Below are 23,519 nucleotides of genomic sequence, written 5' to 3' on the forward strand. Positions count from 1 at the left end.
GCACTTATTCTGTGAACACACCTTCAATTTTTACGATATTTCCATCTTTTAAACTAATAGCTGGGTTAAATACAACCGACTTATCCTCTGATGTTACAGTAATCTGGGCGGATGGTACAATGTCACTTATATTACACTGCACCACTACTGGCTTATCTGTTAGTAACAGCTCCTTATCCACTTGCAAATTTCCCTGGTCATTTAATTTTACCGAATGAACCTGAATAGTTGAACCTTCATATTTTGGCACAATTAAATAGTGTTCACTGCCATCATCCACTTTGACCGTCTCATATTCAACCTTTGCCGCTTCTTCTTCAGTCATATTGTATTTGTTTAGCAATTCTTTTGCCGTCTTTTCTATTTCTTCCTGACCACATCCTAGAAAAAATAAAGCTGCTAAATCTTCTTCCGAATCATCTGTAACCTTATAATAATCATGTTGTCTCACCGTTTTCCGGCTTTCTTCTTCATTTTTCCCACATGCTGATATTAGGCCCCCTGCCAATACCATCACCATTACAAAAACCGTAATTTTTTTCATAACCTCTCCCCTATTTTTTCATTAATGTCCCCTGTGTTTTTCTTTTCTTTTTTCTTGCTTCAATTCAAACATTCTTTGTTTTTCCGCTTCCTTTTGCTCTTTACTACGGATTTTTCTTTCTGTTTTCATTTGCTCATGTTGAAGTTTCAGAGCCTGCTGTGCTTTTGTCCCTATGCCTGCATCGCTGACCTGCTTTTTTATCTCGCGTTGCATGCGCTTAGGATTTATGCACTTTTTATCAGTCCTTCCTTTTTCAACCCCTGGGCTAAACTTTAGATTGTCTTGATTTTTCAGCATAAAGTCATAAACAACATAATCTTTTGGCTCTGGTCCAAATGTTACTTTACACACCTCATATTTTGCGCCTTCTTCACGTTCAAAAAGTCCCACCCAAAACGGTTCCTCAAAAAATACAGTAAATTTAGAAACAATATTGCTCATTGTAATTCCTCCCTTAAATTTGAACTTACAAAGAACGGACAACCAAAGGAGGCAGGTTACTGACAGTGTTTACGACTGCGTCCGGACTACCAACCGGAACTGTGTTTTTATCTTTGCAATTATATTTTAACCTATTGATATATTACGTCAAGTCTATTATTTTCCTTCTTCCACTCGGTTTCTGCCCCCTTCTTTTGCTTTATAAAGCCCCTTATCTGCTTTAAGCATTAAATCTGTTATAGTATCTGTTTCTATACTTGTTGCAACCCCAAAGCTGCATGTTACATTATATTCTAATTTAAAATCATAATTTTGTATTACTTTCCTTATTTTCTCAGCCAGCATAAAAGCATCTTCAGACTCGGTTTCTGGACAAATAATTAAGAATTCTTCTCCTCCCCATCTGCCTGCCTTGTCACTTTGACTTACATTATTTTTAAGAATTGCTCCTAACTGTGCAAGAACTTCATCTCCTACATTATGTCCGAATGTGTCATTTATTGATTTAAATAAATCCACATCCATTAAAATTAAGGATATTTCTCTAGTTGATTGCTTACATTTGTCATATTCTATTTCTAATATTTCATTTAACTTTCTACGATTAAATATATTCGTTAAGTCATCTACATTTGAAATATATTGTAATACTTTGTTTTTCTTTTCAATTCTGTTTGTCTTTGCTTTAAGCTGCTTATTTTTATTACTTATGATTTGTTGAGACTTATACTCTCTTACATATCGTTCATAAGTAATTACGGAAGCAATCCACGCAATAATATTATTTGACAAAATATCTTGAACATAAGTAATATGAATAACTTCAGGTTGAAATACAGGCAGCAGTATAATGATAGAAGCACAGGTCAGACAATATATACTAAAACTTATAGTGGGTGAAAAATAAAAGAATACTGCAAACCCATATATCACTGCAACATAAATTGTGGGTAATGCAAAGATGTTATTCTGCACCAGTAATGCTCTGGCAATAGCAACTATAAAACCGAAAAAACCAAAACTAATTTCATATATTTTATGGAACCATTGTATTCTTCTTATCTTTTTTATCTGAATATATCCACTTAATATAGCGTATATTACCATGACAAATGCTGTTCCATAGTATATTTTACAGATTAGACCCCCAAAAGCTGACATATAGAAACCATAGTACAATTGCTCTATAGTTAAATAAACAGATAAAGCTAATATGCATGCGTTATTATGCATAAACTTCTTTTTATTAAAATCTTCAGTATTTTCTTTCAGAAAAATTCTATGAAAAAAACTATGTATATAGTTCATATGTTAACCCTCAGCACCCCTTTTCATGAAAAATAATGCAGAATTATTATATACTAAAACTTAGCTTTTTCCCATATTATTTCTATTTTATAACAAGAAAATTAGAAGTTGCAGTCACACAACTACTCTTTATGCCTTTTTTCTTCTATAATCTTTTCAAATTTCTTATCCGATAATATTTCGTTCGTAAAAAACTCACCGTTGTAAAATAAGCTATAAGTCGTAAATGGTGCCGGAGCATTTTGGGCTTGTCCTGTTGTTTCCAAACGAATTAATCTAAATGTAACACCTTTTTCTTTGGCAACACTCTCAATTAAAGGCACATATTTTGCGGTGAATGGGCATTGATGTGTATAATATAATACAAAGCCTTGTTCTGAGATATTCGGAATCTTTACACAATCCTTAAAGTAAGGTTTTAAGGCTCCTTTTTCAAAGGGTAAATATAATAACTCGTAAAAAGGTTCTGCCGTATCTGCCAATTCAAAACCTTTGTAGCGTAAAAATTGGGGGTCGGACAGGAATGGCATTTTCTTTTTGGAAGAAAGGATAACAACACCTTTTTTTCCTTTTTCTTTACTATCATTTATGCATTCCTCTAAAAGTAGATTGGCATTCCCCTGTCCTTTAAACTGACCAGATACCCAGAAGCAGTCTATGAACATATATCCATCCCCTTCAATAGGAATCCAAGCCTTTTCAGCTGGGATATATTCGATAAAACATTTTCCTCGCACATTACATTTTTTAAATACCAATCCATCGTCAAAACGTTCTGCCATCCATGCTTTTTTAGAAACTACTTGGCAGTCTTTGTTATTTGATATGGCACAACAAATATGTTCCTGTTCCAAATTGTCTTTTGTAATAGTAATAATGTCCAAAATTTCCTCCTTTTAAACTGCTTCAAATTGTCATAGGTACACGAGTCTATTTATCCTTTGTTATAATAAGAAATACGCTTGACTCATCTATTTCTTGAACTTGATATTCATATCCTGATAACTCGCCTATCCTTTTTAAATCATCTGGAGTATGAAAAATTGCTTTGAAGCCGTCCTTGCATATTATAATTCCATCCTTGGTTTTATCTAAATCAAGCTCGCCTAACAGGCCCTTCGCAATCTGTTCTTGAAACCACATTACCCTATGCTCCCAAAATTTTTCGCTGTATGTACTAAAATAAGCTTTTCCGCCGTTTACAATCATTTCCATAATTTTTTTGATTAAAGGCTGTGAGGGAACCTTCATTGCAGATAAACCATTTTGCAGACAAAGTATTACATCAAACTTCTCCTCAAACGTAAGATTATTTACATCCATGATTTTAATTTCTGCATTTGGGCTATTCTTCAAATATTCCTTACTCAACTCAACACTTTCATTGGAGATATCAATACCAACAATTGATTTACAACTGCCTGCCAGTTCCCTTACAATTCGTCCATAACCAGCCCCTAATTCCAAAATCTTTTCGTTCCCTGCCAAATGTTCTCTAACAAAAGAGATTTCAGCTGCCAAATACTGTTTTACTCTGGAGATATTGGTATCATAAACCTTAAACAGGCTTTGGGAATTCAGTTTTTGTGCGTAATAATTGTTTTGCATATTAATGCCCTCCTTTTATCTACTAGTTCATATTATGATTTGTCAGTCAAACTTCATATGACACTTTTTAAATGGATTTATTACACAATCGGTATAAAGTATAAGAAATTCTCTTATTCCACTAGAATATGGCGCTATATCATACTGCTGGAAATATATAACGATTCCCTTTGGGATACAATAGAAATTTTCAACATTTAAAGTTTCTATTGTGAGCTTTTCATAATCTTCAAAATAAATGGAAGGATCTTTCTTTATTTCTTTTATCACTTGGTTTAGAATATAAGTTTTATAGTCTAATTGGCATTCAAAAAGTTCGTTGAGCTTAATCCTGCTATTTGTCTGTAAGTTCCATGTTTCAGAAGTTCTTACAGTATTTCCATGAGCACCGCCTAAATACATATAATTATCAAAGTAAAGACTTATTATGCAAGCCATATTATAAGCCACTTGATATTGCACTAGTCCTTCATATACTCTGATTGGAAAATCATTTTGTTTTGAATATATATATTGTTCAACGGCAGATTTATAAAGCTCTTTCTTGTAATATCTTTGAATTTCAACAGCCTTATTAAAATAATACTTATTAATTGCATTCAATGACTTTATATAGTACATTGAGCTAAATTGCGGATATTCAATCTTATATGTTAGAACTATCTCGTCATTATATTTCATATTATCTTGAATCACACAATTTTTAACAGTCACGTTCATTCCATTCAACTTAATCACCTCAAATCATCATATGATAATTTGAGGTATTCATGACATTATTTCAAAGGTTATTCATATATGTTCTTTGCCTGCTTCTTGTATGCATACATTTTATGATCGGCTTCCTTAAATGTTAATATAATATCTTTACCTTCTGCTTTTTTATATAAGCTATATCCATAAGAAATGTGGGGCAGATTAGCAAGTATCTCTCTGTTTTTTTCTAATAGAACCATCATAGATTGAATACATGCCTCTATTATACTTTCATCATTATTATGGCCTAAAACACAAAATTCGTCTCCTCCAATACGATAGCAATATCCAATTTGTTGAAAACTACTGTTTATAATATGTCCTACAATTTTAATGCACTCATCTCCCACTTGATGACCATATTTATCATTAATTTCTTTAAAATCATTTAAATCAAATACTAGGATTACAGCATAGTCTTTTTTGCTTATCCTGTTCAATTGAGTTTCAAAAGCTGCCCTGTTCAGTAATCCTGTGAGAATGTCATATTTAAATTGCCGTTCCCGTTGAAAAATATAATACATAACAAGAATAATCGTTATGCAATGCCAGGTTGAATGTATTCTTGGGAAAAAGATTTGTATAGATGTACCAATTAAGAATATTACATAAAGCAACGCCAAATAAACTTTATCCCCACCTGTAAATTGTAACGATAATTTGTGGTTAGCATGTATTAGCAGTAGAAAACCATACAAATACACAAGAATGTAAAGGTTAAAAAAAGGACCTCTGCTATATTCGTTATCGCTTGTGAAAGAAAACATCCATCCTGTCCAAGGAGATGTTATAAACAATAAGGAAACAAAAACAGTAGGAATCAAAATATATTTGAGTTTTTTAATTAACTCTTTGTCGTACAAAGTCGCTAAAATAAACGGTATATATGCCGAAGCAGCAAAGCCTATAATATTTGCGATAATATTAGGAATAAGAAAAATATTTCCTTGTATATCAAATATACTCGCAGCTAGCTCTGCAGTTATCACTACAATGGTTAAAATGATTGTTACTATATATGATCTGGTTTCTATTTCGGACATAATTATATTTTTTGAGACCAATTGTAATAAAAAAAGTAGCATAATAATGTTAAGAATTCCACTGGTCATATATAAAATAATAATATCAGGCACTAGTATTTATCCTTTCTATATCACTCAAGTTGGATTAAATCTCTTGCCATTTGCTGTTGAGATATAGTTTATATTAATCCTTGTATTATATGTAATTATACTATTCACAATCTATTTTTGCAATCTCTTGCAATTGAGAATGAATTATCAGGAAATACCTTTTTAGAGTATACTGATATTATTAGACAAATAACTGCTGAGACAATAAATAAAACTCCTATCCTATTTGGTACAAGTTCAAACAACATTCCATAAACTGCCTGACCGATGGGTTGAGCACTTAAGCATATGCACATAGCAAGAGACATTACTTTTCCAATTAGCTCATTTGGGGTAATCATTTGAACATATGCCATCAATTCTATAGAAAATATTGAGGATAAGACCATCATAATAAAACAACTAGCTACAATGATTCCATATGACAGGATTGAAGGTATTTTTATTAAAAGTACAATACCAATTGGTAATATGGTTAGCGAGCAGAATATTAAAAGCTTATCAGCATTCTTAATCTGTAGGTTTCTTCCCATTATTCCTGCCAAAATACCACCTACAAGTCCTCCAGCTGCAAGTGCTCCCTCTGCAAATCCATAAAGCCGATTTGCATATACTGGCTCAAACCCTAACTTTTGTGTAACTATAACCGGCAATCCAATAATGATTAACGTGGAAAAAAATAAATTTATTGCAGCGAGTAATAATGCTGCCTTCCCTACAACTGGCTTTTTCTCTTTAATAAAATGATAACTTTCTTTCATATCCTTAACAACAATTCCTACAGCATTATCTTCTGTTTCTCGCTTTATAAATGGAATTTTTATAAATATTTCAATTAATGCCGAAAATAAAAAGCATAGAAATCCTAAATAAAGTATGGTATATATGCCTAATGTTACATAAAGTATACCCCCAATAACAGGTCCTACAAGTCTTGCGATTGAACTTACAAGATTGATCACTGCATTAGCAGACATTAAATTTTCTGTGCTGACCAGTGCTGGAATACTTGCCTGCACTGCTGGCTGATATGCTCCTTGAATCCCATACAAGATAATAAGTGCTATCAGCATAAGTCCTATCAGATTAACATTGCCTAACAAAAGGACTACACTAAATGAAAGAATAGCTGTAAACAAGTCCAGAACCACCATAATGTTCCTCTTATTGGTTCTATCTGCCACAATCCCCCCAATAGGTGATAACACGATCATAGGGATAAAAGAGCAGGCTGATACAATCCCAAACAACGCCGGTGAGTTGGTCTGATTCAAAAGATACAAGGGCAATGCAAATCTTAAAATAGCATTTCCAAATAATGATATAACTTGACCAATAACTACAAGAATAAAATCTTTACTTAACATAATCTTCCTCCATTTTAAATACCTACCGTCGGTATGTATACTCCTAAAATAAAACTACCAAATTGGTAGTTATTTTATTTATATTGTTATTTTTATTTATCTGCTAAAGACCTTAACTGCTCCAATCGAGCTTCAAGGTCTTTATTTATAAATGAGATTCCCATAGATAACATCATTTCATTGAAAAAAGCAATCTTTGATAGTACTTCTTCTTTCTTCATGGGATAAACAAGAGGATTCAACCATATATTACTCATTAGAATTAAAACCTGAGCCAATTCTTTTGGATATTTGGTGCATATTGACCCATCCTGCACACCTTCCTCTAGGACTGGTTCAACATAATTAGGGACTATATCCTCCACAATACTTTTTAATTGAATAGCAAGTAAACGCGGATTTTCCAATAGCTTTGGTGAAGCCGCAAATAATTCTACATGTTGCTTGCTCTGCAATGACGATGCAAACATGTTTTGAAGTTTTTCCATTCCATTTAGTTTTTTGTTACCAAGAATTGCTGTCATTTCATCTTCAATACCCTTAGATATTCTTTTATATACTGCAATCAAAATACTTTCTTTGGATTTAAAGTGATGATAGATGGCGCCCTTACTTAGCCCCCCAAGCTGATCAATAATATCTTGTATAGATGTATGGTCATACCCTTTTTGGATAAAGAGCCTTAGTGATACATCAAGAATCAAATTCACTGTTTCTTCTGGATATTTGTTTTTTGCCATGATTTCACCTCATATACATACCGTTAGTATGTATATATTAGCATCATATTTATAACTTGTCAATAACAGCAATTCTAAAATAAAGATGTAATTGTTTATTTTTTTGTGATAAAATAACAAGGCATATTTTACAAGACATATGAGAATTGTCTGTTTATAAAATAAAATTGGAATTAGGAGATTATAAAATTATGGAATTTATTGAAATATTTAAAGCGATTGTTTTAGGTATTGTAGAAGGTATTACAGAATGGCTTCCTATCAGCAGCACTGGGCATATGATTCTAGTGGATGAATTTTTAAAACTGAATATGTCAGCCGCATTTAAAGAAATGTTTTTGGTTGTGATTCAGCTTGGAGCCATCATGGCAGTTGTAGTTCTTTATTGGAAAAAACTTTTTCCGATATCACTGGACAGAAAGCCTATTATTCAAAAAGAAATTATATCTATATGGTTAAAAATATTTGTTGCCTGTGTTCCGGCAGCAATCATCGGTCTTTTGTTCGATGACCAAATTGAAGCCTTATTTTTCAATTATCAAACGGTTTCAATCACATTAATATTATATGGAATATTATTTATTTTAATTGAAGTAAAAAATAAAAACAGAATGACACATATTAATAACATTTCACATATTACTTATAAAACAGCACTGCTTATTGGTATATTTCAATTGCTGGCATTAATTCCGGGCACTTCACGATCTGGTGCAACAATTCTTGGAGCAATTTTAATTGGAACTTCCAGAACAGTTGCCGCTGAATTTACTTTTTACCTTGCAGTTCCAGTTATGTTTGGAGCTAGTCTGTTAAAAATGATTAAATTCGGTTTTTCTTTTACAGGTATGGAAATCGTAATCCTTCTTACAGGTACAATCTCAGCCTTTATCGTATCCATCTTGGCTATTAAATTCCTTATGGGCTACATAAAGAAACATGATTTCCAGGCCTTTGGATGGTACCGAATTATACTAGGCATTGCAGTTCTGGCATATTTTTCATTCTTTTAATGATAAAATGATGCTATTGCCAATTTATTAGAATAATTGGCAAATATATGACGCATACTTTATCAGAGGTGATAAAAATGAATAATATGAATCATAGAAATGCAGTTGCCAAACGAAAGAATGCTAGTAAAGCAGCTTCGTCAGAGCAGAATAATAACACTGAAAATAAAACAGAAAATAATAATCAGCAAAATTAAACAACAGTACAAAATAATATGTCTTATTAAAAATATCCTCTTCCATTCTGAAAGAGGATATTTTTATATCTATACAAATCTTAAATATAGGATATAAGTTCTTCTACTGACTTACGCTTTGGAACTTCAGGCGTAAACTTTGGATATCCAACAGCAATAATTGCTGCCACCTGCTGTCCTTCAGGAATGGAAACCGCTTCTCCTACTTGGTCATCATCAAAAATACCCATTATAACAGACCCAACTCCCTTAGTATGAGCTGCTAGGCAAAAGGTCTGTGATGCTATACCTGCATCAAACATTTGCCATCTATCACCTTTTGGGGTAGAAAATGATCCATCCTTTTCGTATCCACTACGTCCTTTTACCATAGTAACAATTACTAAAGCTGCTGCATCTTTCATTGTTTTTGTATTATATTCAAATCCTAATACACATTCTTGAGAAATCTTTTCAATCTTTTCCCTGTCTTCAACTATTATATAACGTACAATTTGTGTATTTTTCCATGATGGAGCATAAGAAGCAGACTCTATAATCTCTTCCATCACTTCATGAGGAATGATTTTCTCTTCATATTTTCTTACACTTCGTCTTTCCTTAATACATGATATAGCATCCATAATTTTCCCCTCCGTTTTTCCAATAATTAGCTATTCTATTATTATATAATAAATAAAAAAAATTACTAGCTTAAATAAATTCCTGTACCCTGCCCACTTGTCCATCAGTTAACATTACTTTGATACCATGAGGGTGAAAACTGCTTTTGGTCAGTAATTTTCCAACCGTTCCCTCTGTAAGTTTTCCTGTTCTTTGATCCGCTTTTAATACAATTTTTACTTTAGCACCGATTTTAACATCGGATCTATTTTGTCCGTTCATTTTCTCTCCTTGTCTTGACATTAACTCTACTACTCATTTTCTTTTTTTATGAGTTCTTCTATCTGCTTTTTTGTTTCCAGGGGCAATGAATCAATTAGGTAACTGCGGTCCCTTCCTTGCATTTCCTTATATTCCTTCTTGATTCTTTCATTAGCTGCTTCAATCTCAATCTTCAGTTCTCTTGCCGATAACAAAGAACATCCTGATCCTCTTACAATCATCTGCTGTAAACCATCTGATGTTGCAACTACTATAGTATATTTCTTCTTATTATCATAGGCAAATTTCTCAATATACTGATCTGCGGTTTGTGCCTCTCTTGTATATACCATATGTATATTTTGATAGTTGATTACTTCCTCATGATGCCCCTGAACGCGGTAAGCATCAAACACAGCGATAATCTGGCAGTTTCGAATCCCCTGATAGTTGCTTAGCATATCAAGCAATTTCATTCTGGCGCCTTCCATATTATCCTCTACAAGCTCCTTCAGCTCAGGCCATGCATGTATAATATTATACCCATCCACAAGAAGAAACACTTCGTTCGTTTCCTTTGGTATGCTCACATAGCTAGGAAGTTCATAATAGCTGTCCCTTGCAGGCTTATGTCTTTTCCATACAGATTTCTTTCCTTGATTAGCATAATAGGTATTGTTAATAATCTTGTCTATTTCATCCAAACTAATCGAAGGTTCTTCCGTTAATGAGAGTTTGCTTTGAACTGATTCTCCAGATATATGTTCTTTACTCTGCAGATAACTTTCAACATGCATATAATCTTTAACCTTATCCCAATCCACCAGAAAACCCGAACCATGTGTACAAAATACAGAACCTGTAGGATTTTGTAAATCTCTATCCGCATCATAACCAATACCTTTTATGACTTCTTGGGTATTATGACACGGTTCATATCCCTTCATCATACAAAACAGCCTGCCAAGGCCTTTGGTATAAGCTGTTACCTCTTTCTGATAGTTTCTCATGTTAATAACAGGAGCACTGCCCACAAGAACTGCCATTTCATGTTTCGACTGTGAAAGGGTACATGTTCCATGCATTTTTTCTATGTCAGTCATAGCCCTTCCTACCATTTTTTCAGGCAATTCAAGCTGAAATGAATAATAAGGCTCTAACAATATGGATTGTGCTTCCTTTAACCCCTGACGTACAGCACGGTAAGTGGCCTCTCTGAAGTCACCGCCTTCTGTATGCTTATTATGTGCTCTGCCTGAGACTAAAGTAATTTTCATATCGGTAATTTCTGATCCTGTCAAAACTCCCTTATGAGCTTTTTCTTGAAGATGGGTTAAAATAAGTCTTTGCCAGTTTTTACCCAATACATCTTCACTACATTGAACTCCCCATTGTAAACCACTCCCCGGTTCTCCCTGCTCTAATAATAAATGAACTTCTGCATAATGTCGTAGTGGTTCAAAATGCCCTACCCCTTCAATTGTGTTGGCTATGGTCTCTTTATATACAATCCTTCCGGCATCAAAAGTCACTTGAACACCAAAACGACTTAGTATCATACTCTGCAGAATTTCAATCTGCACTTCTCCCATAATTTGAACCTGAATTTCCTGCAAATGTTCATCCCAAACAATATGAAGTTCTGGCTCTTCTTCTTCAATCTGATGCAGCTTTGGAATCATCATCCTTAGATCACAGCCTTCAGACAATATCATCTGATAAAACAATACCGGTTCTAATACTGGTTTATCTGAGGCTTCCTCTATTCCTAAACCTTCGCCCGGTATGGTTTGGCTAAGTCCTGTTACCGCGCATACACATCCTGCAGCTATCTCATTTACTGCTTCAAATTTCTGGCCCGAATAGATACGGATTTGGTTAACTTTCTCTTCCCAAATTCCATTGGATAAGACATCTTTCACCTTAAGATTTCCACCTGTAAGCTTCATGTGAGTAATCCGGTTACCTTGCTCATCTCTTGTTATTTTAAATATTTTAGCCCCAAATTCATCAGGATAGTATGGCATAATTGAATACTTGATTATACCCTGAATAAACTGTTCAATGCCCTCTAGTTTTAAAGCTGAACCAAAAAAACATGGAAATATCTTCCGATCTTCAATAGCCTTTTTAATTTGCTGTTCTCCAACATAACCTGTTTCCAGATAAGTTTCCATCATTGTTTCATCGCTCATGGCCAGCTGTTCATAAAAGCCATCCGCTTTAACTTGTCCAAAATCAATGCATTCATCATCCAACTGTCTTTTTATTTCTTTTATTAACTCGGCTTTATTGGTTCCATTTTGATCCATTTTATTGATGAATAAAAACACAGGAATCCCATACATATCAAGCAGCTGCCATAAGGTTTTGGTATGCCCCTGTACTCCATCTGCGCCACTTATTACTAAAATGGCATAATCCAACACTTGAAGTGTTCTCTCCATTTCAGCAGAAAAATCAACATGCCCTGGTGTGTCTAATAAAGTAATCTGAGTCTCCCCTATTTCAAATATGGCCTGTTTGGAAAAAATGGTGATTCCTCTTGCCCTTTCTAACTCATATGTATCTAAATAAGCATCCTTATTGTCCACCCTTCCAAGCTTTCCAATTTTTCCACACTGATAAAGTATTCCTTCTGATAATGAAGTTTTACCTGCATCTACATGCGCTAGTATTCCAATGACTAATTTTTTCATCATCTATTTAAATCCTTCACCTTTTCTGACTTTTAAATACCTAAACTGTCCATTCATTTGTATTCTTCTATTCTTATGATAACAGTAAGTTTGCAATTTGACAATTTTATTGTGAAAATGGTGTTATTAAGTAAATTAAATTATCGCCAAAAAGACTATAAACTGAATTACTTTTACGCATCCGGCCTATAGTCTTTAAGTTATTTCTTATGGCATTTTTATATTGATTTTAATTAAAACAAATAATCCTATTGTTCATTTTTAAAAGGATTTTGAAACAAGGGTCCTGATTTTATACTTTTATCTTGAGAATCACCCTTAGTATTTTTAGATTTTTTGTCATTCTTTATTTTGTCGTTTTGTTTATTATTATCCATATTTTTATGCTCCTTTAATAAAATATTTTTATTAGTTTGCACATTTTGGCTATATTTATAATAAAAAACCTAACTATATTCCTGCTGCTCCAAAATCTGCATTCCGCATTTTGGACAAACACTCCAATCAGCTTCTAGATAAAATCCACAATTTTGGCACCCCTTTTCATTGCATCACCATAAACGTAGAGGCCCACTAATACTGGCACGCCTATACATAGTATCAATAATATAATTAATGGCATCAAATTTAAAAAGATAATGAGCTCTCCTATTTTTTATTCATAGTTATATTTATGTACGACACTACCTAAAAAAGAATACTACTATGGCAACACCAAAGATAAATAGTGCAACAAAAAGACTAAATATGGCAACCGCTTTATTATATTTCCAAAATTGTAATGTTTGAATCAACATCAGCAATCCTAATAATGGCTCAACTACATTTATTAAGTCTTTCCACCTACCTGCAAGACTTAAAACGGACAATATGATAACAGAAATTGAAAGAATTAGACCAAACACTGTCAACCCTTTTTCTAATGTAGATCTTTCTTTCCATTTTGGCATTTGTTTTTTCACATGGATTTCCATCTTTATTTCCTCCCTGAATTAAGAGTATTGTATTTTCGATTGCATTGTCCCTTTACGTTGATTATTTATCCACTTCAATATTAATCCAGCAATCGCAATCAATAATGTAATTGTTGTGATAAGTCCACCTTCAGGGCCAAAAGTCCCTCCTGTAAGTAAACTAGACCCTATTTGTTGTGTTTGAAAGATCTTTTCTCCATTATCAGCAAAACCGCTGACAGGAAGACCATAGATATTTCCAAGAGCAAAATTCCAGGCAAAATGCAAGCCACAAACTCCCCATATATTTCCGTTAAGAATAGCATAACCTGCGAAAAATATACCGGATAATGTCAAATTTATAAAAGATAAAACGGTTACTCCAGAACTAAATAAATGAAGAATACCAAATATGATTGCCGTGATAGAAATTGCTATAATTGGTGTACTGTTTTTTTCTAAACTGGGAATCAGCCATCCTCTTATTGCAATTTCCTCTGAAGCACTTTGTACAATCCAGCCCAATGCCATAATACCAAGATTTATTATTATGTAACTATAATCTAGTGGATCATATTTCAATGTTATCGCTCCTGTTAAAAGCAACGTCAGGGTAACTGTTGTTATTGTACATAAACCAATCATAAATCCCGTAATATATAGTTTAAAAGGATTATTGGTTTGAAAGCCAATCGAATTCACTGGACGTTTTTCCACAAATTTTACCCATGAAAAGAAAATTATTATCTGTGTTCCACAAACCATTATTTTTCTTAATGCAAGCATAATCGTCCCATTGACATCAGCAATCAACCCAAATACATTGAAAAAAGCCTGCGTAAGCAGACGCCCTAATCCAAGTCCAATCAACCACAGTAAAAAATAAACTACAATTGTTAATGGAATATTCAATTTCATTCTACTTGTTTTTTGTTGTAGAAACAACTCACTCTCTTTTAAATACTGATTTATAACACTCACGTGGCCTCCCATAATCGATTATTTTAACTGCATGATACAAGAAATTAGCATTACCATTCAAATAAGGCAATGCATCATTTCAATTTTCGCATATCCAAATATATCGGGTAAAATCTCCTTTAATTGTTTTTTCTGCTCTGCAGTAGTCAACAATCTTTAGTTGTTCCCAATTTAGCTTTTCTCTAATATCCGTTGACGTGACTATTACCATTTTACTTGCAATCTGTTTAGCATGCTTGATGATATCCCATTGTTTTTCTTCATCAAAATGGCTGAAGTTATTATATGGTAAATCAGCAATAACAGCATCATAATGTTCTTTAATATCTTTCATATCACCCGTTACGATTTTAGCATGATATTGATAGTGGGCCAAATTTAAACGGGCAAATTCTGCAACCTTGGAATTAATCTCCCAGCCAGATATATTATATCCTGCAAAAACACCTTCTAAAATGACCGTTCCTACACCACAACAGGTATCAATTAAGCGCTTTGAAGTATCACCTCTACCCGCCGCATTGATAAGCACCTTAGCCATATTAACTCCTAATGCGCTAGAAAAGGAGTATGGCTTTTGCTTATGATTACGCCACTCATAATTATTTTGTTGTAAATAACCAAAGTACCAATAACCCTGATAAGATGTAATACCTAACATGATTTTCGGTGACTGGAAGGATGGGTAACCATATATACGAAGCCCTACTTCTTTTGACAATTTTTTTCCCTGATTAATATTTGGATCTCTGTTATACATGGCAACATACTTCACCATAAAATCATTTGCTCTAAAATCATCTGTTATAATTGCATCAAGAATTTCATTGAAAGTCTTTTTCTTATATATGATTTTTAATCTATTCTTTAGAAAAGGGCTAATGGATGGATCAACCTCTTTATCTGTAAAAAACACTTTATTTTTAAACTCATCATCAAAAAGCGCCCTAAATTCAAAAGCACACAAATTATGATCCTGCACATTATAGTTTACGTTATAAATATATTGGCCCCTTTTCATTAGTTGATCTCCATTTTCTTTATTCTCGTCTTATATCTTTCACCATACTGTAGTTTTGCTTTTTCGGAATATATGCTAATAAATTCTTCTTTTGCATTGGTATACGCATCTCTATTATATTCGTATTTTTCCTTTAACCGCCTTTTTAAATCTGAATATTCCTTAGCAGCCTCTGGATGTTCAATTAAATAATCCCTAAAATATAATTCACTCCAATTATCAGTATGGAAACAGCTCCCACAATTCCTCCAGTGTCATTTCTGATAATTCCTTTGGCATTAAACTATTCCCCCAGTTTATTCAGCATATCATAACTCAACTTCCGAAATACCTGACAATATTTTTCAAATCCGTCCTGTCCAATTATATAAATATTGGGCATATAAGCCATTCTTTTTTTAGAATATGCGATACGTTCTAAACCATTATCTACAGATGTATGATTACTTAATGCCACATCTACATTTTTTATTTTTGCTTCATTCATAAAGTAATCTAATGACTTCAGATATTGCTTCACTTGGTTTTTTGTCCATGGTGGTGTCGTGCCGCCCCACAATGCTGCCATATGTATTTCTTCCTCTTCTTTTACAGGAAATATATAGCTTAAACCTCCTGGAGTATGTCCAGAGGTTCCATAAACATATATGGTTTTATCTCCTAATGTTATGGTATCTCCATCCTGTACATGAACATCTATTTTATAATTTTTCCAGGTTTCTGGTCTTTCTGGTTTGGTTGGGTGCTCCTGCCAAAAAATATCATCTACTTTGGAAAGGTATGTTTCTACGTGATATTTTTCAACAAACCATCTTCCGCATCCAGTATGATCAACATGTCCATGTGTCAATACCAGTTTTTTTATTGTATCAGGATCCCATCCCATATCATTAATTGCATCTATTATTGCATCAAAAGCCTTTTTTTCCGGCCATATAGCATCTATCACGATTAACCCTGCACTCGTCTTTAATACAAAACAATTTGTTTCTCTTTGTGCAACAATTAGCAAATCATCGAAAATCATAGCATGGGTAAAAAATGACATATCTTCCATTGCTTTAATTGTTTCTTTAGTAACTACTGGTTTATTTAATCTATTCATTTTATTATACGCTCCTCTTGATATCATACCATAAATTTCTATTTCTTTCCACCGCTCTCATTTTGTGCCATAAGAAAAATCATACTGTCTTGCAATAAATCTAATTCTCCTAAAGAATTCTAGAAAAATTTCTAAATAACTGCTTTTTATCAATATAATTTGCCTCTAGTTCTTTAATATCACCTGTATCTATATTTAAAATATACCTCTTAGCATCTTCCAAAGGCATTCCATTTTCTACAGATAAAAATGTAATTGTATCATCATCCAAATACATCGGATCAATAAACACATAACCATTTTTTTTGGTTTTTTCTATTACCTTTGCCTCTTTAGGCGACGATAAATTAATTTTAAATAACTGACCATCCTCTCCAGTTGTTTTTCTAAACTTTGATATTACCAATGTATCTCCATTCAAACTAACTGTAATATACCCAATTATATTATCATCTTCTGCTGTATATAGTAATTCACTTTTATTTGAATTTAAATCATAGCACCATATACTTGATCCCAATATGACGCCTTCACCCTGAACTGCAATATTTCTGAACAGCGTTTTTGTATAATATATCTTTGACTTACTTTCTACTATGGTAGGATTTGATAATTTTGAAAATATAACTGTATCATCCTCTATATCATTCGATGATTTACTGCTGCCATACTGTTGTAAAATATTATTGACATCTTCTTTTTCTGTTAGAAGTTCAAATGTGTTTTTTGATTTATCATTATAATTGTTTTCACCTGTTATCAAAGCATTGTAGCCTTCTTGTATATTAACGGTTTTTCCTGTCTCGGTATCTAAAATTAAGATTTTTTCCATCGGATATCCATTTGGAATTTCAACCTTTCTTAAAAGTATATTTTTTGGGTCAATAAACATTACCCCTTTAAGTTCGCTAGGAAGTTTCTCATCTCTAAAAAACTCTTTTTCTGTGTGGTTTTCAATATCCTTTACAACTAGATATTCATGTGTACCTTGTTCATTCCAAATTGTATATGCATATTTTTGTCCATTTGCAGTCATAGTGGCACCTTCTACAAAGGTATCGTTTGGGAATGATGCAATCTTTCTAAAATTATCAGTTTCTGTATTATAAACAACAAAATCAATTTTATTGTTGCCCTTCACAAAACCAGTCAAATTGCCACTATAATTATTTTCTATTCTTTGTATACAACCCATACACAGAATAGAAATTAACACTATTACTACAACAGTTTCCATTCTCCTTTTTTTCATTTTTTGCTACTTCTCCTTTATATTTTAATAATACATACGCCTAATATTATAATAACACTGTACCACTCTACAATGATTAAAAAAAGAACCAATCACTTAAGACTGGCCCTTATTTGATATTCTGCCATTAACGATTCAACATCCATACTGAGTAATTCAACACTCCGGCAAAACTTACCCACAGAATATATGGAATCATCAAATAGCCTGCTATCTTATCAAGTTTATAAAATTTTACAGTAGTAATAGCAATTAAAATCCAAAGGATGATGAGCCATATAAATGCCAAACCTCTCATACCTAATCCAAAGAAAATAATCGACCAAAGGAAGTTAAATATTAGCTGAATCACATAAAAAAACAGTGCGCTTTTCACCTCTCGGTTTTCAGTTCCCTTTAAATAAATTCTGTAACTTGCAATTCCCATAAGTATATACAATAACGTCCATACTATAGGAAATATACTTCCAGAAGGAGCAAATTCAGGCTTATTCAACTGTTGAAATTTTACCATAGTATCGCTTGTTAGGAATGCACTTAAGGCTCCTACTGCCAGTGGTATAACTATGGCAATTATTAATCCCCAAATGCTGCCTTTTTTAGTTAAATATGTTTTTTTCATTTTAACCACTTCCTTTTTATTAACTTACCACTATTATATTTTTGTATCTCCTATCTTATTCACCATAATACTCAGCGAACTGCAATTCTACTTGTATTGGTTTAGGATTTTTTCTATTAGCAATTTCAGTTGTTTGAAGAAGCCACCCTGAGCTTAATTTTGATTTCATATTTACTTTAAGTCCACCCTTGCCATTTGACAAATATCCATAATATTTTATACCTTTATAATTGGGTAAAAGTGCCTTGCCGTTTCCTTGATAGCGATATTGCTTTACATTATTTGACGGATAGTCACCCGTTCCATCTGAAATATTGATTGCTGTCATTAAATATAGAATTGAACTTATTCTTAAGTCTGTACTTTGAAGTTTACTGTTCTTAGGATAATACTTATAAAAAAACTTGTTTTCCGAATATACTCCAAGCCCACTGTCAGGCAAAAAATTACTGTAAATGTTAAATGCCTTATTTGTAAATTTATACGTAAGCGGAAAATATGTTACATCCCCATATCTAAGAAATGGATATGGCTCTTTTACATTATCTATTTTTGTATTATTAATAGTGATTGGTGTGCTTACAATATTTGCAACCACCGAGGACGGATTAGTACATTTTGCACTAGGTTCTGTAATCGTTGGAATTGTGGCATTCTTTCTAAGTGATACAGTGAGTCCTTTCGTTTTTGTCCATTCACTTTCAAGCCCCAGTAACTTACAGTAATCATAGGTCATTGGCATGTATGTTATATTCTTATAAACCAACAACGGATATTCAGCTGTCTTACTATCTACAATAGTTCCATTAATTTGCACTCTAAAACTAGGTAAAGAAGCCTTTACTGTTTTTTCTGCTGCAAAGCTGTTAACTACAAATACAGACTGAGCCATTACAAACAGTAGGGAAAAAACTAATATACATCTCTTCATTTATCAAACTACTCCTTTTACACTCTTGACATTTTACTAAATGAGGTATTTTACTCCTGTTTACAGCGTTATGGTTACTTCGTCACCATCCTTTGATTTAACCTCCACCAATTTCAGTCCTCTATAACCTCTTAGATATTTTATACTTCTGGCAAGTTCATCAAAATCTATGCAGTCAATGATATCTCTTTGCTTCTGATTCAGGTTCTTTCCAGATTTCTCTATAGCATAGGAAGCTATTCTACAGCCTAAACTTGCAATACTTAAAGGCATAGGAATAAAAAAGCTTTTACCATTTTTCTCTCTTATATAAATTCTCATCGTCCTTTGCCTCCAATGCAGTTACTCAACAACAATTTCAACGTTGTCCCCTTTTTCACTTTTCACATCTACAATTTTACCGTCTAAACCATCACTTACCGCCTCAAGAATGGCCTGAATGTCTATATCCTCCATACCTTCTATTCCTTCTACCTTAGGTATTCTCTTAATAGCTCCGCCTATAGTTCTTATGAACTTAACGGGTATATTTATATTTACATTGTCTCCATTTTGCGAGTCAACTCTAATCTTTAGCATTTTATCAGAGTTCATTACTGCAGGAACATTAGCTTTAGGAGTATATAACACCTCTATAAGTTCTTCCGCTTTCTCCGCATCAATTTTTCCCTCTTCCAGCATCTTTAATACCTTCATAACTTCATCATTCATTTAATCCAACTCCCCTTTCAAACTATTTCTTTAATAAATTAATTGCTTCTTCTGCTGTAATTTCTCCTTTTTCAAGCTTATCAATTACTTCTGAACTGTTATCAGTTTTTTCCTTAATCGGCGCATATCCCAGTGAAGCAATTAAATCTTCGATTTTGCTTCGAACTGTTGGATAAGAGATTCCAAGTTCCTTTTCAACATCTTTAATATTCCCTCTGCATTTTATGAAAACTTCTGCAAAATTCAGTTGTTCCATAGTAAGGTAAGAAAACTTAGAAAGTTCAAATTCATTTTCAATAACAGTGTTACACTTTTTACATGTTAATTTTGTAACTGTAAGTTTGGAACTACATACAGGACATTTGGTTAATATTTTATACGACATATAAATCACTCTCCATAATTGCATTATACTACTTATTTTTATATTTTCAATATAAAAATTAATTTATTTTATTTAATTTTGTTTTAATATTAATATTTTTAATTTGATTATTAATTTTTATCATTAATTTAAGAAAGAAATTATTTTGAAAGTTTCAGGGATTATAAAATGCAAAGGGTCAGATTCCTCTAACCCTTTAAATATCAGAACATTTATTTGTAGCATTGCGAGATTTCTTTTCATCGTACATTTTCTGATCTATGGTATGTAAAAATAATTCAGAACAGTTCCCGATTGATGGGTGGTATACCTCATAACCCATGCTGAAGCTCAGCTTATATGGCTTTTTTGAATTCTCATTAAAAGCTAAAAGATTATCATTAATACGTTGTATAGTACTCTCTAAGTCAATAGGATCATCCACATCAATAATCAAACAAAATTCATCTCCCCCATATCGTGCAATGAACTCATTGTGTTGAATTGAATTACGCAAAATGTTAACCGTATCTGTAAGGGCAATGTCACCTTCATAATGGCCAAAGCAATCGTTAATAGATTTAAAATTGTCAATGTCAAGCAGTATTGCAGAGAAAGAGTGATTGCTGGTTGCCGCATCAATTTTATTTTGCATATGTTTGTCTAGTTCCTTACGATTGAAAGCGCCAGTTAAATAATCTATAGACATTGTTCGGTTTTGAATATTTGTAAATACAACCTGTACAGCTAAAGTTGCACTGATTAATGAGAAAGGCAGTCCATAAATTAAAAACTGTAGTCCCCATCCTAACAATGGTAAAATAAGAAAAAGAATCAACGCCCTATAATATCTCATTTCTATTTTGGACTTTTGATTAATGAGAAAGCCTTCGATAATGAGCATCATAACAAAAAGAATAAGCATTGGAATCCAGAATAAAGGGCCTCGATGATAGATTCCAGCTTCATCAAAATAAAAAACCTGTCTAGTAAAGGCTGTTGAAATTACTATAGCACTGCAAGCTACAGCTAATATCAAGAGGATCTTATATATTCTTTGTTTTAGTACCATATCTAAATTTGAAATCTGCGTACAAACATAAAGATAATACATAGGGAGCAACATCGTATTGAGAATAATTTCAAAGTAATTACCTGCGGCGGCAAAAGGAAAAATCCAATCAGAAACACCATAGAGGCTGCTTATTATATCCGCCACAAACGAGAACATCATAATAATCAAAATCAAAGAGAAGTACCGTTCCGGAGTGGAACTAACATTTCGATATCGGCTATCCATTATAATAAAAAAGCATAACTGAAGCATGCAATATATGCAGAAGCATAAGTAAGGCAAAGAAAACATAAGAGTTTCTCCTTTTCAAAAATTATTTCTTGCTTTTTTCTAATACATTTTCCACTGCGTCAAATGCTTTTCTCATAAAATTAATTTTTTTATCGAAAATAATTTTTCCATCTTCTTGGATTTTTATTTCTACTATAACCCTATCATTTTTTTCTGTTTTTTCGGTTCCGCCACCTAAGGTGGTCCATATAATGTCAACATCAGACGGATCTAATTTTTTTCGTGTTTGCACAACAAATTGCGCTCCATCAAAAAAGGCCATTTCTGATTTTGCATTTATAATAAGTTGATTATTTTGCTGATATACTTTTACCGAATTATAATCTTCTTTTGATTCCGTTAATAATTCATTGGTATTTACTGCTATTTCAAATGGATTGCTTTGATTTTGCTTATGCACGTGCAAAAAATACAATCCACCAGAACTACATAAGAATATTAATACGAATATTATAAGAATAATGTTTTTCTTTTTCATATCTTTCGTCATTTTCTCCCTGTTAACTCTGAATGTCCCGATTGTCACCGATTCCACTTTTTTGTGCAATAATTCCCATTATATTACTATAATCGCTGTTCATTATCTTTTCAAGTTTTTAATTTTTATCTATCTTTGAATTTCTTAAGTAACCGAAAAAATTGGATATCAGAAGTCCTAGAATGACAATTGCTGCCCCTAACCATTGTACCACTGACAAGTATTCCTCCAGGACAATCTGAGCTGTAATTAAACCGATTACGGGAACTAAAATTGACAGGGGAGCTACCTTCCCAGCCGGATATTTCGCAATTAATGTACCCCAAATACCATATGCAATTACTGTTGAGATTAGTGCAAGATATAGGATAGAGAAAACAGATAAAGCCTTTAAATTAATTAATGCATACAATACAGTAGCTGGTTTATCTAAAATCAATGTAACTAATAGCATCGGCAATGGTGGTACAATACTTGACCATACCACCAGGCTTAACATATTTAACTTTTTTCCTCTAGCTATAGCTTCTTTGGAAGCCTGCATTGCTATTATATTGGAAATGCCCCAAAAAAAAGCCCAATCACCGCCACCATAAGACCTATTAACTGACTTATTTTTATTTGTTCTTTAAATAAGATGGCCGCAAATAAAATTGTAAAAAAGGCCTGTGCTTGTAAAATGACTGATGAAATACCCGCTGGCATTCCCAAATTTACTGCACAAAATAAACAGGAAAATTGCCCAACACCTACAGTCATTCCATAAGCTACAATATATTTCCAACTTGTTTCAGGGCGCTTGATAAATATTATTGCAGGTAGTGACGCAAAAGTATACCTTAATGACACCAATAATATAGGAGGTATTTCACTAAGCCCCAATTTTATAACTGTAAAATTAACTCCCCATATTACAATAACAATTACTGCGAGTATAAAATCTCGTATTTTCATAAAACGTACTCCTTAGATTCAAATTGAAAATCATTCCTTCTTCTCTATAATTTTGTCAAGTTCATTATTAAATTTTTTAGCTTCTCTAATTGTAATGCATATCATTTT

At 32.9% G+C, this 23,519-nt stretch carries 29 protein-coding genes and 1 pseudogene; 1 reads left to right on the forward strand and 29 read right to left on the reverse strand.

The features are described from left to right. Positions 1–4: 4 nt before the first annotated feature. The 9 genes from RTW14_RS08835 to RTW14_RS08875 form a co-directional block, all read right to left on the reverse strand. On the reverse strand, positions 5–544 hold the full coding sequence (locus tag RTW14_RS08835; protein ID WP_312649614.1) for a hypothetical protein: 540 nt from the start codon (positions 542–544) through the stop codon (positions 5–7). Positions 545–565: 21 nt separating this feature from the next. Further along, positions 566–985: a YjdF family protein gene (locus RTW14_RS08840; protein ID WP_312649617.1), complete on the reverse strand. Its 420-nt coding sequence runs from the start codon at positions 983–985 to the stop codon at positions 566–568. Between the two features lie 156 nt (positions 986–1,141). Continuing rightward, a complete protein-coding gene (locus RTW14_RS08845; protein ID WP_312649620.1) occupies positions 1,142–2,293 on the reverse strand; it encodes a GGDEF domain-containing protein in 1,152 nt (383 codons plus the stop codon). A gap of 122 nt (positions 2,294–2,415) precedes the next feature. After that, positions 2,416–3,177 (reverse strand): N-acetyltransferase, encoded by a 762-nt coding sequence (locus RTW14_RS08850; RefSeq protein WP_312649622.1) that lies wholly within the window; start codon positions 3,175–3,177, stop codon positions 2,416–2,418. A gap of 46 nt (positions 3,178–3,223) precedes the next feature. Then, entirely contained in the window at positions 3,224–3,901 is a 678-nt protein-coding gene (locus tag RTW14_RS08855; protein ID WP_312649625.1) for a class I SAM-dependent methyltransferase, read from the reverse strand. A gap of 42 nt (positions 3,902–3,943) precedes the next feature. Continuing rightward, complete coding sequence (locus RTW14_RS08860; protein ID WP_312649863.1) at positions 3,944–4,621, reverse strand: DUF3298 and DUF4163 domain-containing protein; 678 nt, start codon at positions 4,619–4,621, stop codon at positions 3,944–3,946. A gap of 68 nt (positions 4,622–4,689) precedes the next feature. Beyond that, positions 4,690–5,793, reverse strand: coding sequence for a GGDEF domain-containing protein (locus RTW14_RS08865; protein WP_312649627.1), 1,104 nt, complete (start codon positions 5,791–5,793; stop codon positions 4,690–4,692). 104 nt (positions 5,794–5,897) lie between these two features. After that, positions 5,898–7,160 carry an MFS transporter gene (locus RTW14_RS08870; RefSeq protein WP_312649630.1) on the reverse strand — a complete coding sequence of 421 codons (1,263 nt, stop codon included), beginning with the start codon at positions 7,158–7,160 and terminating at the stop codon, positions 5,898–5,900. 92 nt (positions 7,161–7,252) lie between these two features. After that, positions 7,253–7,900 carry a TetR/AcrR family transcriptional regulator gene (locus tag RTW14_RS08875; RefSeq protein WP_312649632.1) on the reverse strand — a complete coding sequence of 216 codons (648 nt, stop codon included), beginning with the start codon at positions 7,898–7,900 and terminating at the stop codon, positions 7,253–7,255. A gap of 191 nt (positions 7,901–8,091) precedes the next feature. Here RTW14_RS08875 and RTW14_RS08880 point away from each other — a divergent pair, with 191 nt between their 5' ends. Then, positions 8,092–8,913: an undecaprenyl-diphosphate phosphatase gene (locus tag RTW14_RS08880; RefSeq protein ID WP_312649634.1), complete on the forward strand. Its 822-nt coding sequence runs from the start codon at positions 8,092–8,094 to the stop codon at positions 8,911–8,913. Between the two features lie 277 nt (positions 8,914–9,190). Here RTW14_RS08880 and RTW14_RS08885 read toward each other — a convergent pair whose 3' ends face one another. The 20 genes and pseudogenes from RTW14_RS08885 to RTW14_RS08975 all read right to left on the reverse strand — a co-directional run bounded on the left by RTW14_RS08885 (position 9,191) and on the right by RTW14_RS08975 (position 23,411). Further along, complete coding sequence (locus RTW14_RS08885) at positions 9,191–9,733, reverse strand: nitroreductase family protein (RefSeq protein ID WP_312649636.1); 543 nt, start codon at positions 9,731–9,733, stop codon at positions 9,191–9,193. A 70-nt stretch (positions 9,734–9,803) separates the two neighbouring features. Then, complete coding sequence (locus RTW14_RS08890; protein ID WP_312649639.1) at positions 9,804–9,995, reverse strand: YwbE family protein; 192 nt, start codon at positions 9,993–9,995, stop codon at positions 9,804–9,806. Between the two features lie 29 nt (positions 9,996–10,024). Next, on the reverse strand, positions 10,025–12,676 hold the full coding sequence (locus RTW14_RS08895; protein WP_331654423.1) for a translation factor GTPase family protein: 2,652 nt from the start codon (positions 12,674–12,676) through the stop codon (positions 10,025–10,027). A gap of 245 nt (positions 12,677–12,921) precedes the next feature. Beyond that, the gene (locus RTW14_RS08900) at positions 12,922–13,050 is read right to left on the reverse strand and encodes a hypothetical protein (RefSeq protein WP_312649641.1); all 129 of its coding nucleotides are present in this window, start codon (positions 13,048–13,050) and stop codon (positions 12,922–12,924) included. Positions 13,051–13,119: 69 nt separating this feature from the next. Then, a pseudogene (locus RTW14_RS18840) lies at positions 13,120–13,206 on the reverse strand (hypothetical protein); the annotation flags it as partial. A gap of 150 nt (positions 13,207–13,356) precedes the next feature. Beyond that, on the reverse strand, positions 13,357–13,647 hold the full coding sequence (locus RTW14_RS08905) for a hypothetical protein (protein WP_312649643.1): 291 nt from the start codon (positions 13,645–13,647) through the stop codon (positions 13,357–13,359). Positions 13,648–13,665: 18 nt separating this feature from the next. Further along, positions 13,666–14,607, reverse strand: a complete 942-nt coding sequence (locus RTW14_RS08910; RefSeq protein ID WP_312649645.1) for a CPBP family intramembrane glutamic endopeptidase — start codon at positions 14,605–14,607, stop codon at positions 13,666–13,668. A 79-nt stretch (positions 14,608–14,686) separates the two neighbouring features. Next, on the reverse strand, positions 14,687–15,628 hold the full coding sequence (locus RTW14_RS08915) for a TRM11 family SAM-dependent methyltransferase (RefSeq protein WP_312649648.1): 942 nt from the start codon (positions 15,626–15,628) through the stop codon (positions 14,687–14,689). Continuing rightward, positions 15,628–15,813 (reverse strand): GrpB family protein, encoded by a 186-nt coding sequence (locus tag RTW14_RS18845; protein WP_442871569.1) that lies wholly within the window; start codon positions 15,811–15,813, stop codon positions 15,628–15,630. Before RTW14_RS18845 ends, RTW14_RS08915 begins: the two co-directional genes overlap by 1 nt. Before the next feature lie 98 nt (positions 15,814–15,911). Continuing rightward, positions 15,912–16,733: an MBL fold metallo-hydrolase gene (locus tag RTW14_RS08925; protein WP_312649651.1), complete on the reverse strand. Its 822-nt coding sequence runs from the start codon at positions 16,731–16,733 to the stop codon at positions 15,912–15,914. Positions 16,734–16,842: 109 nt separating this feature from the next. Then, entirely contained in the window at positions 16,843–17,985 is a 1,143-nt protein-coding gene (locus RTW14_RS08930) for a hypothetical protein (RefSeq protein WP_312649653.1), read from the reverse strand. A 127-nt stretch (positions 17,986–18,112) separates the two neighbouring features. Next, positions 18,113–18,607 (reverse strand): TspO/MBR family protein, encoded by a 495-nt coding sequence (locus RTW14_RS08935; protein WP_312649655.1) that lies wholly within the window; start codon positions 18,605–18,607, stop codon positions 18,113–18,115. A 55-nt stretch (positions 18,608–18,662) separates the two neighbouring features. Then, positions 18,663–19,538: a hypothetical protein gene (locus tag RTW14_RS08940; protein ID WP_312649657.1), complete on the reverse strand. Its 876-nt coding sequence runs from the start codon at positions 19,536–19,538 to the stop codon at positions 18,663–18,665. 60 nt (positions 19,539–19,598) lie between these two features. Continuing rightward, positions 19,599–19,859 (reverse strand): hypothetical protein, encoded by a 261-nt coding sequence (locus RTW14_RS08945; RefSeq protein ID WP_312649659.1) that lies wholly within the window; start codon positions 19,857–19,859, stop codon positions 19,599–19,601. 21 nt (positions 19,860–19,880) lie between these two features. Continuing rightward, positions 19,881–20,249, reverse strand: a complete 369-nt coding sequence (locus RTW14_RS08950; protein WP_312649662.1) for an SHOCT-like domain-containing protein — start codon at positions 20,247–20,249, stop codon at positions 19,881–19,883. A gap of 22 nt (positions 20,250–20,271) precedes the next feature. Then, positions 20,272–20,634, reverse strand: a complete 363-nt coding sequence (locus tag RTW14_RS08955) for a DUF2089 domain-containing protein (protein ID WP_312649664.1) — start codon at positions 20,632–20,634, stop codon at positions 20,272–20,274. A gap of 196 nt (positions 20,635–20,830) precedes the next feature. Next, the gene (locus tag RTW14_RS08960) at positions 20,831–21,979 is read right to left on the reverse strand and encodes a GGDEF domain-containing protein (protein WP_312649666.1); all 1,149 of its coding nucleotides are present in this window, start codon (positions 21,977–21,979) and stop codon (positions 20,831–20,833) included. Between the two features lie 22 nt (positions 21,980–22,001). After that, positions 22,002–22,457, reverse strand: coding sequence for a hypothetical protein (locus RTW14_RS08965; protein ID WP_312649669.1), 456 nt, complete (start codon positions 22,455–22,457; stop codon positions 22,002–22,004). A gap of 118 nt (positions 22,458–22,575) precedes the next feature. Then, a complete protein-coding gene (locus tag RTW14_RS08970) occupies positions 22,576–23,001 on the reverse strand; it encodes an EamA family transporter (protein ID WP_312649671.1) in 426 nt (141 codons plus the stop codon). 5 nt (positions 23,002–23,006) lie between these two features. Continuing rightward, positions 23,007–23,411, reverse strand: coding sequence for an EamA family transporter (locus RTW14_RS08975; RefSeq protein WP_312649673.1), 405 nt, complete (start codon positions 23,409–23,411; stop codon positions 23,007–23,009). Positions 23,412–23,519: the final 108 nt, after the last annotated feature.

This window comes from Aminipila sp. (genome assembly GCF_032051575.1).
Taxonomy (GTDB): domain Bacteria; phylum Bacillota; class Clostridia; order Peptostreptococcales; family Anaerovoracaceae; genus Aminipila.